This is a genomic window from Blautia caccae, assembly GCF_040095955.1.
GTDB lineage: Bacteria > Bacillota > Clostridia > Lachnospirales > Lachnospiraceae > Blautia > Blautia celeris.
The window spans coordinates 303,121-317,809 of the sequence record NZ_JBBMFP010000003.1 but is presented as its reverse complement, the minus strand read 5'-3'; the positions used below and the strand labels follow the sequence as shown (position 1 = coordinate 317,809).

Sequence of the window (14,689 nt, the reverse complement as noted above, 5' to 3'; positions counted from 1 at the left end):
CCCTACATTGAAAAGGGATACTCTTTTACAAGTACCCCTCAAATTTAATATTTAATTTGTTGTGTTCCCACACTCTATATCAACTACTACTGAAACATTGATATAGTTTTTAATCTCTTTATTTCGGATTTTATCACCCTCACTTGTAAACACGATATGCTTGAAAAAGTGCCTAAAATTAAGGATTTCTACATAGTTTTTCGTTGTAGCAACACACAAGTCTCTATATGGACGGTGTTAGGGAACATGTCAACGCAACAGACACGTTTGACATGATATCCCCCCTTTGAAAATTCAAGGATATCCCGGGCCAGGCTAGTTGGCTTACAAGAAATGTATACAATTCTTTCACACCTAAATGAATCTCTTATCTTCGGCAGCGCCTTAGGATGGATCCCGTCTCTCGGCGGGTCCAGCACGATGAAGTCGGGCTTCTCCTCGATCTCATCGATCACCTTCAGCACATCCCCAGCAATGAACCGGCAGTTGTCAATTCCATTCAGCTCTGCATTCTCCTTCGCCGCCTGCACAGCCTCCTCCACGATTTCAACCCCGATCACCTTTTTCGCCACCGGCGAAAGTATCTGTGAAATGGTCCCTGTTCCGCTGTACAGATCAAACACGGTCATATCTTTCGTATCCCCGATATACTCCCTTGCCGTATTATACAGCACCTCTGCCCCATAAGAATTCGGCTGGAAGAAAGAAAACGGCGTCACTTTAAATTTAAGCCCCAGGATCTCCTCATAAAAATAATCCTTCCCATACAGTATCCTGGTCTCATCGCTCTGCACCATATCAGAGAGCGCGTCATTGATAATATGGAGAAATCCCACTATCTCCCCCTCCAAAGGCAGCGCCAGCAGCTCTTCCTTCAGCGGTTCCAGATCATGTTCCTCCTGGCTTGTAGTTACCAGATTCACCAGAATCTCCCCGGTTGTATTGGCCCTTCTCAAAAGCAGGTGGCGCAGATATCCCACATGCTGCATCTTCTTATAATAACTCACATTCCTGCTCCGGAAATACTCGCCCACACACTGCAGGATCTTCGTCATATCCTCGTGCACCAGCTTACAGTCATAAGCATTCAGCACATCATAGGTACTTCCCTTCTTATGCAGTCCCAGCGCCAGAGGGCCGTCCTTGTATTCATCACCGAAGGAAAACTCCATTTTATTTCTGTAAGCAAACTCCATGGGACTTCCCTTAATCCCTTCAAACATATAATCCGGGCTGCCGTCCTCATCCACCTGACCGGCATTTACAATCACCTTGTCCAGCAGATTTTTAACCTGCTCTGCCTTCATATTAAGCTGGTCTTCATACTCCATGGTCTGATACATACAGCCGCCGCAGGCCGGGAAAATGCTGCAGACAGGTTCGCGTTTCTCCAGCGGGGATTTTTCCAGCACCTCCAGAAGTCGTCCTTCCAGACGGTCTCCCCTCTTTTTATTAATCAAAAACCGCACCTTCTGGCCCGGAATGCCATTCTTTACGGTAACGGTCCTGCCGTCTATGATGATACGTCCCTTGTTGGGGAAGTCTACTTTTTCAATGATTCCTTCGTAAATTTCTCCTTTTTTCAAAACTGTTCCTCCTGATATTGTTTAACAGAAAAAGAAGCTCCGGTTTCCCGAAGCTCCCTATTACTCTTTTTATTTGTCTTCATCCTCGTCATCGTCTTCAAAATAATCATCGAAGTCATCGTCGAAGTCCTCTTCAAAATCTTCCAGATAATCCGGAGTGAAGAAACGGTATACTGCATATGCTATTCCGGCAACAGCAGCTACTGCTCCGATGATAGCCAGAATCCATAAGACGGTATTCTTATTTTTTTCTTCTTCTTTCTTCTGTAATGCTGTGATTAAATCCTCAATACGATTCATAGCCTGCACCATCCTCTCTTACTTATGACATCCTGCACTGCTGCCCCGACTCTCCGGAGTTGCTGCCGGCTGTCTGTCAGTCTTTGCCGAATGTACTGCAAATTCCTTTATTATAGTTTCCTGTAAAAAAACTTTCATTCGGCTTGTTTTTAATATTATATCACGATAGGCAAAATTTTACTATCCTTTATTCAATATTTTCATATTGATTTATCCCGAGTTACTGTTCACACGCCTCTGTCCCGCGAGGTGTTTTCAGGCTGAAGGCATGAAAATCCCGAGACAGCCAGCGCGATATGGAGCAGAATGCTCCATATCTGTGCATCGCGAAGCGTGTTGCTGGGCACGCAGTGAACAGTAATTATCCCGGTACCGGTCACAGAGTGAGCAGTAACTTTATTTCTATTCAGCTTCTGCAGATTTCTCAAATCTTATTCCACTTTTTTCAGTTTTGCAAATGACGCAAACATTTTCTTAGTCCCTGACTTGTCGAAATCCACGGTCACTTCATAGTCACGGCCGCCTTCCACGATATTTTTCACAACACCCACACCAAATTTGATATGCTTCACCGTGTCACCCACATTGTAAGACAGTCCCGCTGATTTTTTCACCTCAAACTGCTTTGGTATGAATGCAGGCTGCTTAAACGCCTGTTTCATCTGCTTCATCGTATTGGGAAGCGGAATCTCCTTGATCTTCTGCTCTTTAAAGTCTCTTCCCAGGTCCACCAGTTCCCTTGGTATCTCCCGGATAAAACGGGAGGGCTTATTGTACTGTGTCTCACCGCGTATCATTCTCTGCTGCGCACAGGTCAGCGTCAGATCCTTCATGGCCCTTGTGATACCCACATAACAAAGCCTGCGCTCCTCCTCCAGCTCTGCCGGGTCATCTGCCGTGATGGTCATATAACTCGGGAAAATACCATCCTCCATACCGGCCAGATATACATAAGGAAATTCCAGACCCTTCGCACTGTGCAGCGTCATAAGAAGCACCTGGTTTCCATCCCCGTCCACTGTGTCAATATCGGCGATCAGGGCAACCTCTTCCAAGAATCCGCTGAGTGTGGGATCTTCATTTTCCTCCTCATAGGAAACAATCTTTGTGATCAACTCATCGATATTTTCAATCCTTGCGTCTGCTTCCTCTGTGCCCTCAGCCTTTAACTCCATCACATATCCTGTCTCCTCAATAATATCATTGAGCAGCTCTGACGGCGAAAAATACTCCGTCTTACTTCTGAGGCTCTGGACAAATGTGACAAAGGGTTCGATTTTGGCTGCTGCCCTTCCAAGGGTAGGAATATTCTCTGCTTCTTTCAAAGCATCGTAAAAGCTCATGTCGTGCTCAGAGGCGTAATCCTGCACCTTTGCAAGTGTGGTTGCCCCGATTCCGCGTTTCGGCACATTGATGATACGGCGCACAGCCAGATCATCTCTGGCGTTGTCCACAGTCTTCAGGTAAGCCAGCAGGTCCTTGATCTCCTTTCTGGCATAGAAGTTGACGCCTCCCACCAGTTTGTACGGAATATTTGCCATAAGGAATTTTTCCTCGAAAAGACGTGACTGGGCATTGGTCCTGTACAAAATGGCACAGTCTTTATACTGGCAGTCTGCTTCCCGCACTTTCCTGCTGATATCTCCCGCAATGAATTCGGCCTCCTCATATGCATTCATAAACTGCCTGTAATGCACCAGGGAACCTTCCTCATTGTCTGTCCACAGGGATTTCTCTTTTCTTCCTATATTATTATGTATCACCTCATTGGCAGAATTGAGGATATTCTGGGTAGAACGGTAATTCTGTTCCAGTTTGATCACCTTAGCGTCAGAAAATACCTTCTCAAATCCAAGGATATTTCCGATATTTGCCCCCCTGAATTTATAGATAGACTGGTCATCATCGCCCACCACGCACAGATTCTTATATTTACTTGCCAGAAGGCTTACAAATTTAAACTGTGCCGTATTGGTATCCTGATACTCATCCACCATAATATAACGGAAACGCTCCTGGTAATAGTCCAGCACATCCGGACATGCCTGGAACAGCTCCACTGTCTTCACGATCAGATCGTCAAAATCAAGTGCGTTGTTTTTTCTCAGCTCTTTCTGGTATTCCTTGTATGCCTGGGCAATCTTTTTCTTGCTGAAATCAGACATATTGTTCAGCTCATATTCCTCCGGCGTCACCAGTTCATCCTTTGCCGAAGAAATGGCGGAAAGTATGGCCCTCTCCTTATGTACCTTCGTATCGATCTGCAGACGTTTGCAGATATCCTTCATCAGACTTTTCTGGTCATCTGTATCATAAATGGTAAAATTGTGGTCAAATCCCAGCCTGTCTATATATCTTCGCAAAATACGCACACAGCTTGAATGGAAGGTGGAGACCCAGATACTCTCAGAGCCGAATCCCACGATTTTATCCACACGCTCGCGCATCTCACCTGCCGCCTTATTGGTAAATGTGATAGCCATGATATTCCACGGATTCACACCCTTTTCCTCAATCAGATAGGCGATCCTGTGGGTCAGCACTCTGGTCTTTCCTGAGCCCGCTCCGGCCAGGATCAGCACCGGCCCCTCTGTGTGAAGGACTGCTTCCTTCTGCTGCGGATTCAAAGTGTCATATATACTCATAAATGTACCTCCATAAATCAACAATAGAAAGCACATTTTGTACTTTCTATCTCCATGTATCAAAACACCTGTTCCTACAATATAACACAGCTCCCCGGGGCAGGCAAGCGTTTGCCGGGGATTTCTGCTGTTTTCGGAAAAATCCATTTACAAATAGTTTTAAAAACTATATAATAGAGCGTAGAGGTGATAAGATGACAATTGATACCAAAGACATGCTGAACAGTATTCTGGCTAGTATTTCCCGTATTGACTATATAAAGCCTGAGGAAATTCCGGGAATTGATTTATATATGGATCAGGTAACCACTTTCATGGAGAATCACCTGTCCGCCTCCAAGCGCCACACGGACGACAAGATTCTGACCAAAACCATGATAAACAACTATGCCAAGAACGACCTTCTCCCGCCGCCGGTGAAGAAGAAATATACAAAAGAGCATTTGCTGATGCTGACCTTTATCTACTATTTTAAAAACATTCTGTCCATCAATGATATCCAGGTTCTGCTGGGACCACTCACAGAAAAGTATTTCAATAAGGACGGCGAGCTGAGCCTGACTGACATTTACAATGAAATCATGCATCTGGAGATAAAGCAGATTGACCCCCTGACAAAAGACATTGTCCGAAAATACAAAATGGCCTGTGATTCCTACGAAAATGCAGAGGAAGAAAACCAGGATTTCCTGAAAAAATTTGCATTTATCTGTATGCTGAGCTTTGACGTATATGTCAAAAAACAGGTGATTGAAAAACTCATTGATGACATGGCGGAACCGAAAAAATAAAAAAGTACAATTTAAATGCTGCTTTTGGGTTTTCACTCCCGAAAGCAGCATGTTTTATTCTCTATTCACTTTTCATTTTATGTCTGAACACCAAAACAGCAATCACATCCACCGCTGCAGCATAGGCCAGCACCCACCAAAGTTCCGGCATGATCTTTCCGTATTCCCCTGCAAGGGCATATCTCCCCGCATCCACTGCGTGCAGAAAAGGCAGGCTCTTTGCCAGTTTTCCGAATACACCGCCAACCATGGCCGGATCAAACCAGGTCCCGGACAGCCATGCGCTCAGGTTGGTGAGCAGCGCGCCGCAGGCGCCTCCCACCTGTTTATCACTGAACACACTGCCGCACAGCAGGCCAATCCCGATAAACAGCAGTGCTGCCGGTATGGAGACAAGCACAGTCAGCAGAATATTCAGACTGGCGGAAAGCCCAAGAAACAGGGCTGTGACAAAACAGATCAGGATCTGTGCCACTGCCATGGGAATCAGCGGAAGTGTATATCCGGCTATAAAATCCCCTGACTCCATAGGTGAGGCAAAGAGCCGCATCATGAAGGAACTTGTTCTGTCCTTTGCAATGATCATTCCTGAAAAAAGTGAGAGAAAGGACATACCGAATACAGCGATCCCGGGTGTCAGCTTATCCACATCAAACAGATCCACCGGTGCATTTGCCCCGATAAGAGACAAAAGCAGCAGCAGGATCACGGGAAATCCAATCCCAAATCCCAGGCTCGTCTTGTCCCTTAATATTTCCTTGGCGTTACGTGATGCAAATGCCATTATTTTCATGATAAACTGCCTCCTCTGCAGAGAACGACAAACGCCTCCTCAAATTTTTCCTTTCCGGCCTTTTTCATCAGCTCCTCTGCAGTTCCAACCGCAGAAAGCCTGCCCCCGGCCATAATGCCGATTCTGTCGGAAAGGCTCTCCGCCTCCTCCAGATAATGAGTGGTGAGCACCACTGTCACTTTACCCTTTAATCCCTCGATCATTTCCCAAAGTTCTCTTCTTGCCAGCACATCCAGCCCCAGCGTGGGTTCATCCAGAAAGAGAATATCCGGTTCCGATATCAGTGCCATGGCAATAGAGAGACGTCTCTGCCATCCTCCTGACAGTGTTCCGGCTTTTTTTCCGGCTATTTCGCCCAGGCTGCATCTCTTGATCATATCCTCAGTCTTACCGGCTGCCTCCTCTTTTCTGATTCCGTAAATCCCGCAGATAAACTCCAGGTTCTCCCGCACAGTCAGGTTGGGAGCTACCGCTGTTTCCTGGGGCGAGAGATTGATTTTTTCCTTCACCTTCATAGGTGCTGTCACCACACTGTCCCCCAGCAGCCTGGCATCTCCGGATGTGGGCGCGGTCAGACAGGAAAGCATCTTGATCGTGGTTGTTTTTCCTGCTCCGTTCACACCCAGAAGCGCAAACAGTTCTCCCTGTTCCACAGACAGGCACAGGTCATCCACAGCAGTCACATCCTTATATTTCTTTGTCAGATTGTTCGTCTCGATTGCCCTCATCAAATCTTCCCCCTTTTTCCAGAATTTCCTTGGCAAGCTCCATGAAAATCTCTGTCTTCACCATGGCAAGGCCCTGCTCTTCATCCCCAAGGATCAGTAGACTGTCACCCGGTTTAATATTGAAAATATCCCTCGCCTTTTTCGGTATGACAATCTGTCCCCTCTCACCCACATTCACAGATCCAAATACATGCTTTCCCTTCGGCGGAATCTGCAGTCCTTCCTTCTTTGCCTGATAATTCACCAGATTATCTATGCTCACCCCATACAGTTCGGCAAGAGCAACGGTATTATCCAGATCCGGCACGGTCTCACCGTTCTCCCATTTTGCCACTGCCTGACGGGAAACACCGATTTTCTCAGCCACCTCCTCCTGGGAGTAGCCCATCTGTTTCCTCAGTGTATTCAAATTCACAGAAATCATATTTTTCACACTCCTTTCCATTAAGTATAACGCCCGGATGCGGATAGTTCTACCAATCTGTGTTAACAGAAACTGTTATTTTCAGTTGCGTAGCTGTAAATCAAAAAGAAAAAGCATGGCGTATACCGCTTTATATATCAGCGGCCTACCCATGCCTCTCCCCAATCAATTATCTCACCCATAAATCTCCGGATGCTCACTCAAAATCTTCTCCGCCAGCACCCGGCTCTCCACACAGACTTCCTCCATGATCTCATCCACATCCGGGAATCTCCACAGACCCATATAGGACTTGAAGATCACATCCGGGATACTTCCCTCTATCATCTCCAGACTGTCATCGTAGAGCACCAGAGTCCGTTCCATGCTGACAGAGATAAAGTTCCCGTACCAGCCCATCTTCTCTGCCTCCTCGTCGGACAGATCCGGCCTGTAATTATCCCGGATACTCATGTAAGTCTCCACACCTGACTTTGCGATCACATCAAGCAGTATATCATTGCGCAGTATGTCCCGGTAGAATGCCTCATATTTCTCCGAGGAAAAGACCATGTAATTCAGATTGACAAGAAGTCCTGAGTACAGGATCGGCTTCTTGTGCCGGCTCACATACATTTTTGCAAATGCGGCAAACCGGTGGTACATCCGCTGCACGATCTCCAGCGCAATGTCACGTTTTGTCTTGAAATGATAGGCCACCAGTCCCAGACTCACATCAGCGGCAGCCGCAATCTGCCGCATACTTGTCTTCTCATACCCTTGCTCTATAAAAAATTCCCGGGATACTTTCAGAATCTCTTCTTTCTTATTTTCCTGTTTTTTTCCTTCTCCCGCATTTGTTCCCATAAATACTTCCTCAACTTTTCATAAATATTCCGGCACTCCCATAATAGCAGTCTTATTTTTAGAAGTCAACAATTATTGTCCACTTTCTGGCTTGTTCCCCTCTGCAGGTAACAGTTCAGACAAGATGAACCGTTGCCTCTGCAGACACCCTACCATGCGTGTTCCTGCATAAAGAAAGAAAATCTCCCTGCCCATACAGAGAGATTTTCCTGTTTAGATTTCCTTATCTGCAGTTGCAGTCAATGGCGTCATTCGGACAATTCATGGCACAGCGTCCGCACTCCAGGCAGCCAAAATGTTTAATCTCATATTTGCCGTCAGCCGTGGGATGGATCACATCCTCCATGCAGACCTCCTCACAGGTACCGCATCCCACACAACGCTCCGGATCGATCACATAAGCCCAGGGACGGACCTGTGCTCCGCCGAAGCAGAAGCGCAGGCGGCAGACAATGTCATCCTCAGGAAGATGGAAAATCTCCCCCTCCCCGCTGTCCAGGATAAAGATACGGAACATATCCAGATCCTTTCTGTACAGTGCCTTGGTTCCCGGATTCAGTTCCCAGTATTTTGTATAGATCTCCGGGTGCTCTTTTGGATCAACCTCCGTCACATGGGCACTCAGCCTGACACTGGCAGACAGGCGCTTCACCGTCTCCCGGATGATCGTCCCCACCAGGTAGGGATTCTTCTGCAGTTCATAGTAGACCGGCTTGCCCTTGGCAATCCCTATATAAAAATTGCCTTCTCCATCCAGATAGTGTACCTCCAGACCTCTGGCTGTAGGCATTTTCCCGTCTATGGCCGTTGTGCCGAACACCATATAGCCCACTTCATGGACAAACTGAAACGCCGCGTTTTTTATTTCTTCATTGGAACTTTTCTCCGTCAGCCCCAGAGCCGGAGCCGGATTAAAATCTGACATTACAATACCTCCCCAATCTGATTTTTTCTTCAGTGAACCTTATGCTTCCTCGTAGCTGACCTCGATCTCCACCTTGTGGAATTTCTGGCGAATCAGCGGATAAATACATGCAACAGCCAGATAGACCAGAATTCCGATCACATAATTCATGTGGATCTCCAGACACTCATAGTAAACAAATGCCGCACTGACAATGGCACCCATGACACATAAAAATGTATATAATTTGTCATTGATATGGAACTGGGAGCGTTTCCAGATCTCCGGTATTTTCTTAGGCATGGTGATGATCGCCAGACACAGAATGACCTGTACGCAGTTTGCCAGTGTATTTCCGATATTCGCAATATCTCCTACGTTCATGCCGCTTAATATGATAACTGAGCAGAGCACATAGATAGTCAGGATAATATAATGAGGCGTACCAAACTTGTCATTACGTTTTGCAAAGATCTTCGGCCACCAGCCGTCCTCTGCAGCCTGGGCAATAGGAGCCTGCAGCCATCCCAGGTTGGCGTTCAGGGATGTGACCAGGGCCACCATGGCACCACCCACGATGAAGAAAATGTACAGCGGAGCGGGAAGGATTTCCCTTGCAACCTTAGACAGGTTCTGGCCTGCCACGTGCTCTACCGGGAACACACCTGCTGCCACCACACCGACACCGATGTAAAGAATAGTAACGATCACGGTTCCCACAACGATACAGAACGGAATATCTTTTTTCGGATTCTTGGCTTCACGGCTCATATTGATGATAAAGGTAGCGCCGCTTGTAGCCATGGACAGCAGTGCCGCCGCAGACATAACTCCTGTAAAACCACTTGTGAAGAACTGGTTCTCATCAAAATACCCCGGTTCCAGATGGATAATTCCAAACCCGGTAAACAGAAGCAGCGCAATGACCAGAATAATAACCAGCGCATACTGTACTTTTGCTGCCACCTGGATTCCGCAGAGATTTAAAACCACGAATACGGTCAGAATTCCGAAAGCCACCAGCTTGCCATTGATCTCCGGAAATGCGGAGAGCACATAATCCGCAAAGGAAGCGGAATACATAGTCGCGCCAAAGAAATAACTGACGAACACAACAGAATACAGCCCTGCAAACCACTTGCCGCCGAACATGGCAGCCTGTGTATAGAAACCGCCGTTCATACGGATAGTCCCTGATAAAAAGAACTGCGGCAGTGCAACGATCGTAACCATGACCGCGCAGATAATATAGGACAGGACAATGGAGCGCCCTGTAATTCCAATGGCAAGACCGGTCATTGTCATAACACCGCCGCCAATCACGTTACCGATTGCGATCGCAAGCAGATCGCCGCGACCTAAACTTTTTGAACCATCAGCATTTGTTTTTGCCATAAATTTTCACCTCTCACACTCAGCCCAAACCTCAAGTTTCCCCTTGTTCCTTCAAACGGCAGATCAGTGCCGTGTCTGCCTGCGGACATTTTGTATAGCAGATGCCGCAGTCATCACAATCCATCTCTTTTATGTAATATTTTCCGTCATCTTTCTGATGGATCGCTCTCTCCACACAGTTTTCCTGACAGATACCGCAGCCCACACATTCCTCTGTGATGCGGTAGGTCATTGGCCGTATCTCTTCCCCGCCGAAGGCAAAACGCAGCCTGCGTATCCTTTCATTGGCATACAGATGGAAGATTTCCCCTTCCCCTCTGTCAATCCGGTAAAGAGCTACTATGTCAAAATTTTTCCGGTACATCTCTTTTGTACCGGGATTCAGTTTGAAAAATTCATCCCATACCGCCTGGTCTGTTGTCTCGCTGACCCATGCACTCAGACGCAGGGAATATCGCTCGTCAATCAGCGTATTCATCACAAGCTGCGGGCGTTTGCAGAGCTGTTCATACGTGGGTTTACCCCTGGATGTCATAAAATACAGATTTCCGTCACTGAGCCGGTTAAAATCCAGAATCCTGTTCTCAGGCCGTCCCTCATTCACAGTGGCTGCCGGCATGAAGCGTATCTTTCCGATAAGAGCAAATGCCTTTTCCCGCACTTCTTCCATGGTATTGGAATCCGTAAGGCCCCATAAAATGTCTTTCTGGTCCATATGCTTTCCCCTTTGTCTACTTGCTTTCTCCAACCTCAATGAACTTTCCGCCTATATTCTTTACAATCCTGCCGGCCTGCTCTCTCACATATTCACTGGTGAGCAGAATGGTCATGAAGCAGTGTGGGCGGATGATCTCCTTGTAAACGATGGGACAGTGCTTAACCCCTGCCGGACAGTAGATGCATGTATTTTTCGTTATGGTATAAGGCTCCCCGTCAATATAGAAATCAGCCTCCCCCCACACGGCATTGATATCATCTCCCACACCGTTATAATTGGGCATGAAAAATACCAGCTCATCCACATCATGTACATGTTCATCCACATATGGATTCTTGTTTGGGATTTCATAGAACCAGGACAGGCTCATATTTACCTTACAGTCCGGAAATAAATCGGAGGAGCTGTATGTCTGCCCCAGTGTTCTCCCTGTCTTGATATCTCCCTTGTCATCTCTTTCATCATCCATCACCGGCGGTACATAATCCGGAGATATGATCAGATGTTCCCATTTTCTTTTATTCATTTTCTTACCTCCCATATGCAGCGCTTCTTTGGTGTGCACTTCCAAAAAGCGCTGGATTCTCAATGCCTTCTCACTCACTGAACGCGTTCAGTCGAATCTTGTCTATATTATACTGAACATGTTCAGTGGTGTCAAGTAAAACACTGCCTTTTTATTCTATTAAAGTGTATGTCCCCTGTCCTAGCAATATGATGGGCCAAAAAAAGAAAAACCGGAACTTTTCTAAGTTCCGGCTTCGTTCTTTTATGCTTCTGTTTCTTCTTTTTTGTCTGCTAATCTCTCAAAGACCATCTCATATCCGTCATTGCCGTAATTCAGGCTTCTGTTGACGCGGCTGATCGTAGCAGTGGACGCCCCTGTCTTCTCAGAGATATCCAGATATGTTCTCTTATCCTTTAACATCTTGGCAACTTCAAAGCGCTGTGAAAGGGAAAGAATCTCATTTATTGTACACACATCCTCGAAAAAAAGATAACATTCTTCTCTGTTCTTTAAACTGAGGACAGCATCAAACAGGGAGTCTACTGCCTCCGTATGAATTTTCTTGCTCATATACATACATTCTCCTTATTGTTTAGTTTTCACCCCAAGTGTAGTAACACATCACCCGTATATATAGTAGCACACTAAAATTTTAAAGTAAAGCAGTCTTGTGCGATTTTTTTGTACTAAAGTATTAAATTTTTATTAATTTTTGTTTTTATGCACATATTTCTTCAATTCTTCCACAGAACGGTTGACGATCAGCTCCTCGGGAAACTGCATTGCCTCTATGATTTTTTCCGAATAGCAGCGGCAGCCGATCAGCTCGTCCACATGGGCATCACTGTTCATGACAATGGGAACCTGATATTCCATACAGTATTTGAGCATGGTCTTCACATTCTCCTCCCCGTTCTCCCTGCTGCAGCGGGGGTCCAGGGAATTGTTGTTCAGCTCTAACAGTACATGGTACTCCTTAGCGGCCTGCACAAGTGCCAGAAAATCCACGGGATAACGCCCGTCATCCGGATGCCCGATAATATCCACATAGGGGTTCTTCATGGCTCCCAGATAGGCATGGGTATTCTCTTCCCGGGTTCCGGGCCTGATGGTGGGGATATGCATGCTGGCGATCACCACGTCCATACGCTTCATAAGGCGCTCCTCCATATCCAGGTTTCCGTTATAGTCCATAATATTGGCTTCCACGCCGAACAGCATTTCCACACCGAACATGCGGCGGTTCAGCATTTTTGTATTGTCAAAGTAAAAGGCATTGCAGGTGCCGGGCATGGCAACTCCATGCTCCGTGATGCCCAGCAGCTCCAGCCCTTTTTCAGATGCAGCCATGGCCATCTCACGGATTGTATTATAGGCATGCCCACTTGCAAGGGTATGGGTATGCACATCCAGAACGTATTTCATTATTTTCACCTCATATATCTCTCGATTACACTGGGACAGTATAGCACACTTTGCCGCGGGAAAGCAACATTTACCGGATAAGGATACGGAAAAAAACTGCTGCAGCAGGCTTATTATAGGCCTGCTGCAGCAGTAATCTTAATATTTCTTAAATAATCTCACTGAAAAGGTCTTTCACTGTGGGATAAATCTTTGCAAACTTGCGGTATTTTTCCTCATATTTTGCAGCCAGTTCCGGTTCCGGCTCCACAGTGTCAATCACTTTCACGATTTTGGCAGCAGCATCTTCCACAGAAGCAAATTCACCGTTTGCCACAGCAGCCAGCATAGCACCGCCCAGGGCCGGGCCTTCCTCGGATTCGATGACATCCACCTTGATATTCAGGATATTGGCGATCATCTTCTTCCACAGAGGGCTTTTTGCGCCGCCACCGCAGATTTTTGTGCGCTCGATCCGGATACCCAGGGATTTTGCCACCTCGAAGGAATCACGGATGGCAAAGGCAACGCCTTCCAGTACGGCCTGTGTCATATCAGCTCTTGTGCTGTCCATGGTAAGACCAATGAAGGTTCCTCTGGCGTTGGGGTTGTTGTGGGGAGAACGCTCTCCCATCAGGTAAGGCAGGAAATACACATTATTCTCGCCCAGCTTCTCGATTTTTTCCTGTTCTCCTGCATAGTCCTTTGTGCCGATGATCTCATCCATCCACCATTTGTTGCAGGAGGCAGCGCTTAACATGCAGCCCATCAGATGATAGCATCCGTCTGCATGGGCAAACGCGTGAAGGGCATTGTTGGGGTCCACACCGAAATCCTTGCTGGAAATAAAGATAGTTCCGCTGGTTCCGAGGGAGATATTACACATGCCGTCGCCCACGGTTCCCGTACCTACTGCTGCGGCTGCGTTGTCCCCTGCGCCTGCCACGATTTTACAGGAGGCCGGAATGCCCAGCTCGGCGGCAAGCTCCGGTTTCAGAGTGCCCACCGTTTCATAGCTTTCAAAGAGTTTCGGCATCTGTTCCTCAGTGATTCCGCAGATATCCAGCATCTCTTTTGACCAGCAGCGGTTCTTTACATCCAGAAGCAGCATGCCGGAGGCATCTGACATGTCACAGCAGTGTGTGCCGGACAGTTTGTATGCCAGATAATCTTTGGGAAGCATGATCTTTTTGATCTTTTTAAAGTTTTCCGGTTCATTTTCTTTCACCCAAAGGATCTTGGGTGCGGTAAATCCCGCAAATGCGATGTTTGCTGTATACTGGGACAGCTTCTCTTTTCCGATCACCTGGTTCAGATAGTCTGTCTCCTTACCGGTTCTTCCGTCATTCCACAGAATAGCCGGACGGATCACATTGTCCTGCTCATCTAAGATAACCAGTCCGTGCATCTGTCCGCCGAAGCTGATGCCTGCCACCTGGCTTTTGTCGCAGTCTGCAGTCAGTTCCCGGATACCTTCCAGGCTCTCTTTCCACCAGTCTTCCGGCTTCTGCTCAGACCAGCCGGGATGAGGGAAGGAAAGTGGGTATTCCCTGGAAACGATCTTCTCTATTTTGCCTTCGCCGTTCATCAGAAGCAGCTTTACGGCAGAGGTTCCTAAATCCACGCCAATATATAACATGCTTGATT

At 46.9% G+C, this 14,689-nt stretch carries 15 protein-coding genes; 1 reads left to right on the top strand and 14 read right to left on the bottom strand.

Annotation, left to right across the window (positions count from 1 at the left end; translation table 11 throughout):
- Positions 1 to 188: 188 nt before the first annotated feature.
- The 3 genes from rlmD to pcrA form a co-directional block, all read right to left on the bottom strand.
- Positions 189 to 1,586 (bottom strand): 23S rRNA (uracil(1939)-C(5))-methyltransferase RlmD, encoded by a 1,398-nt coding sequence (rlmD, locus tag WMO65_RS04915; protein WP_148392568.1) that lies wholly within the window; start codon positions 1,584 to 1,586, stop codon positions 189 to 191.
- 69 nt (positions 1,587 to 1,655) lie between these two features.
- Complete coding sequence (locus WMO65_RS04910; protein ID WP_018594181.1) at positions 1,656 to 1,886, bottom strand: DUF4366 domain-containing protein; 231 nt, start codon at positions 1,884 to 1,886, stop codon at positions 1,656 to 1,658.
- 431 nt (positions 1,887 to 2,317) lie between these two features.
- Positions 2,318 to 4,531, bottom strand: a complete 2,214-nt coding sequence (pcrA, locus tag WMO65_RS04905; RefSeq protein ID WP_033144137.1) for a DNA helicase PcrA — start codon at positions 4,529 to 4,531, stop codon at positions 2,318 to 2,320.
- Positions 4,532 to 4,725: 194 nt separating this feature from the next.
- Here pcrA and WMO65_RS04900 point away from each other — a divergent pair, with 194 nt between their 5' ends.
- Positions 4,726 to 5,322, top strand: coding sequence for a DUF1836 domain-containing protein (locus tag WMO65_RS04900; protein ID WP_033141607.1), 597 nt, complete (start codon positions 4,726 to 4,728; stop codon positions 5,320 to 5,322).
- 61 nt (positions 5,323 to 5,383) lie between these two features.
- Here the strand turns inward: WMO65_RS04900 and WMO65_RS04895 are convergent, their stop codons facing one another.
- From WMO65_RS04895 to xylB, 11 genes are all read right to left on the bottom strand, one after another.
- Complete coding sequence (locus WMO65_RS04895; protein WP_148392569.1) at positions 5,384 to 6,115, bottom strand: ABC transporter permease; 732 nt, start codon at positions 6,113 to 6,115, stop codon at positions 5,384 to 5,386.
- Positions 6,112 to 6,843 (bottom strand): ABC transporter ATP-binding protein, encoded by a 732-nt coding sequence (locus tag WMO65_RS04890; protein WP_148392570.1) that lies wholly within the window; start codon positions 6,841 to 6,843, stop codon positions 6,112 to 6,114. Before WMO65_RS04890 ends, WMO65_RS04895 begins: the two co-directional genes overlap by 4 nt.
- The gene (locus WMO65_RS04885) at positions 6,803 to 7,267 is read right to left on the bottom strand and encodes a helix-turn-helix domain-containing protein (protein WP_033141610.1); all 465 of its coding nucleotides are present in this window, start codon (positions 7,265 to 7,267) and stop codon (positions 6,803 to 6,805) included. Before WMO65_RS04885 ends, WMO65_RS04890 begins: the two co-directional genes overlap by 41 nt.
- Positions 7,268 to 7,441: 174 nt before the next feature.
- The gene (locus WMO65_RS04880; protein WP_033141611.1) at positions 7,442 to 8,113 is read right to left on the bottom strand and encodes a TetR/AcrR family transcriptional regulator; all 672 of its coding nucleotides are present in this window, start codon (positions 8,111 to 8,113) and stop codon (positions 7,442 to 7,444) included.
- Positions 8,114 to 8,336: 223 nt separating this feature from the next.
- Complete coding sequence (locus tag WMO65_RS04875) at positions 8,337 to 9,038, bottom strand: 4Fe-4S binding protein (protein ID WP_148392571.1); 702 nt, start codon at positions 9,036 to 9,038, stop codon at positions 8,337 to 8,339.
- Between the two features lie 39 nt (positions 9,039 to 9,077).
- Positions 9,078 to 10,412 (bottom strand): APC family permease, encoded by a 1,335-nt coding sequence (locus tag WMO65_RS04870; RefSeq protein WP_033141612.1) that lies wholly within the window; start codon positions 10,410 to 10,412, stop codon positions 9,078 to 9,080.
- A 31-nt stretch (positions 10,413 to 10,443) separates the two neighbouring features.
- Positions 10,444 to 11,127, bottom strand: coding sequence for a 4Fe-4S dicluster domain-containing protein (locus tag WMO65_RS04865; protein WP_148392572.1), 684 nt, complete (start codon positions 11,125 to 11,127; stop codon positions 10,444 to 10,446).
- Between the two features lie 16 nt (positions 11,128 to 11,143).
- Positions 11,144 to 11,656 carry a cupin domain-containing protein gene (locus WMO65_RS04860; RefSeq protein ID WP_054352217.1) on the bottom strand — a complete coding sequence of 171 codons (513 nt, stop codon included), beginning with the start codon at positions 11,654 to 11,656 and terminating at the stop codon, positions 11,144 to 11,146.
- Positions 11,657 to 11,899: 243 nt separating this feature from the next.
- Positions 11,900 to 12,208, bottom strand: a complete 309-nt coding sequence (locus WMO65_RS04855; protein WP_033141622.1) for a YerC/YecD family TrpR-related protein — start codon at positions 12,206 to 12,208, stop codon at positions 11,900 to 11,902.
- A gap of 135 nt (positions 12,209 to 12,343) precedes the next feature.
- Positions 12,344 to 13,063 carry a phosphatase gene (locus WMO65_RS04850; RefSeq protein WP_118593757.1) on the bottom strand — a complete coding sequence of 240 codons (720 nt, stop codon included), beginning with the start codon at positions 13,061 to 13,063 and terminating at the stop codon, positions 12,344 to 12,346.
- A 148-nt stretch (positions 13,064 to 13,211) separates the two neighbouring features.
- Positions 13,212 to 14,681, bottom strand: a complete 1,470-nt coding sequence (gene xylB / locus WMO65_RS04845; RefSeq protein WP_033141616.1) for a xylulokinase — start codon at positions 14,679 to 14,681, stop codon at positions 13,212 to 13,214.
- Positions 14,682 to 14,689: the final 8 nt, after the last annotated feature.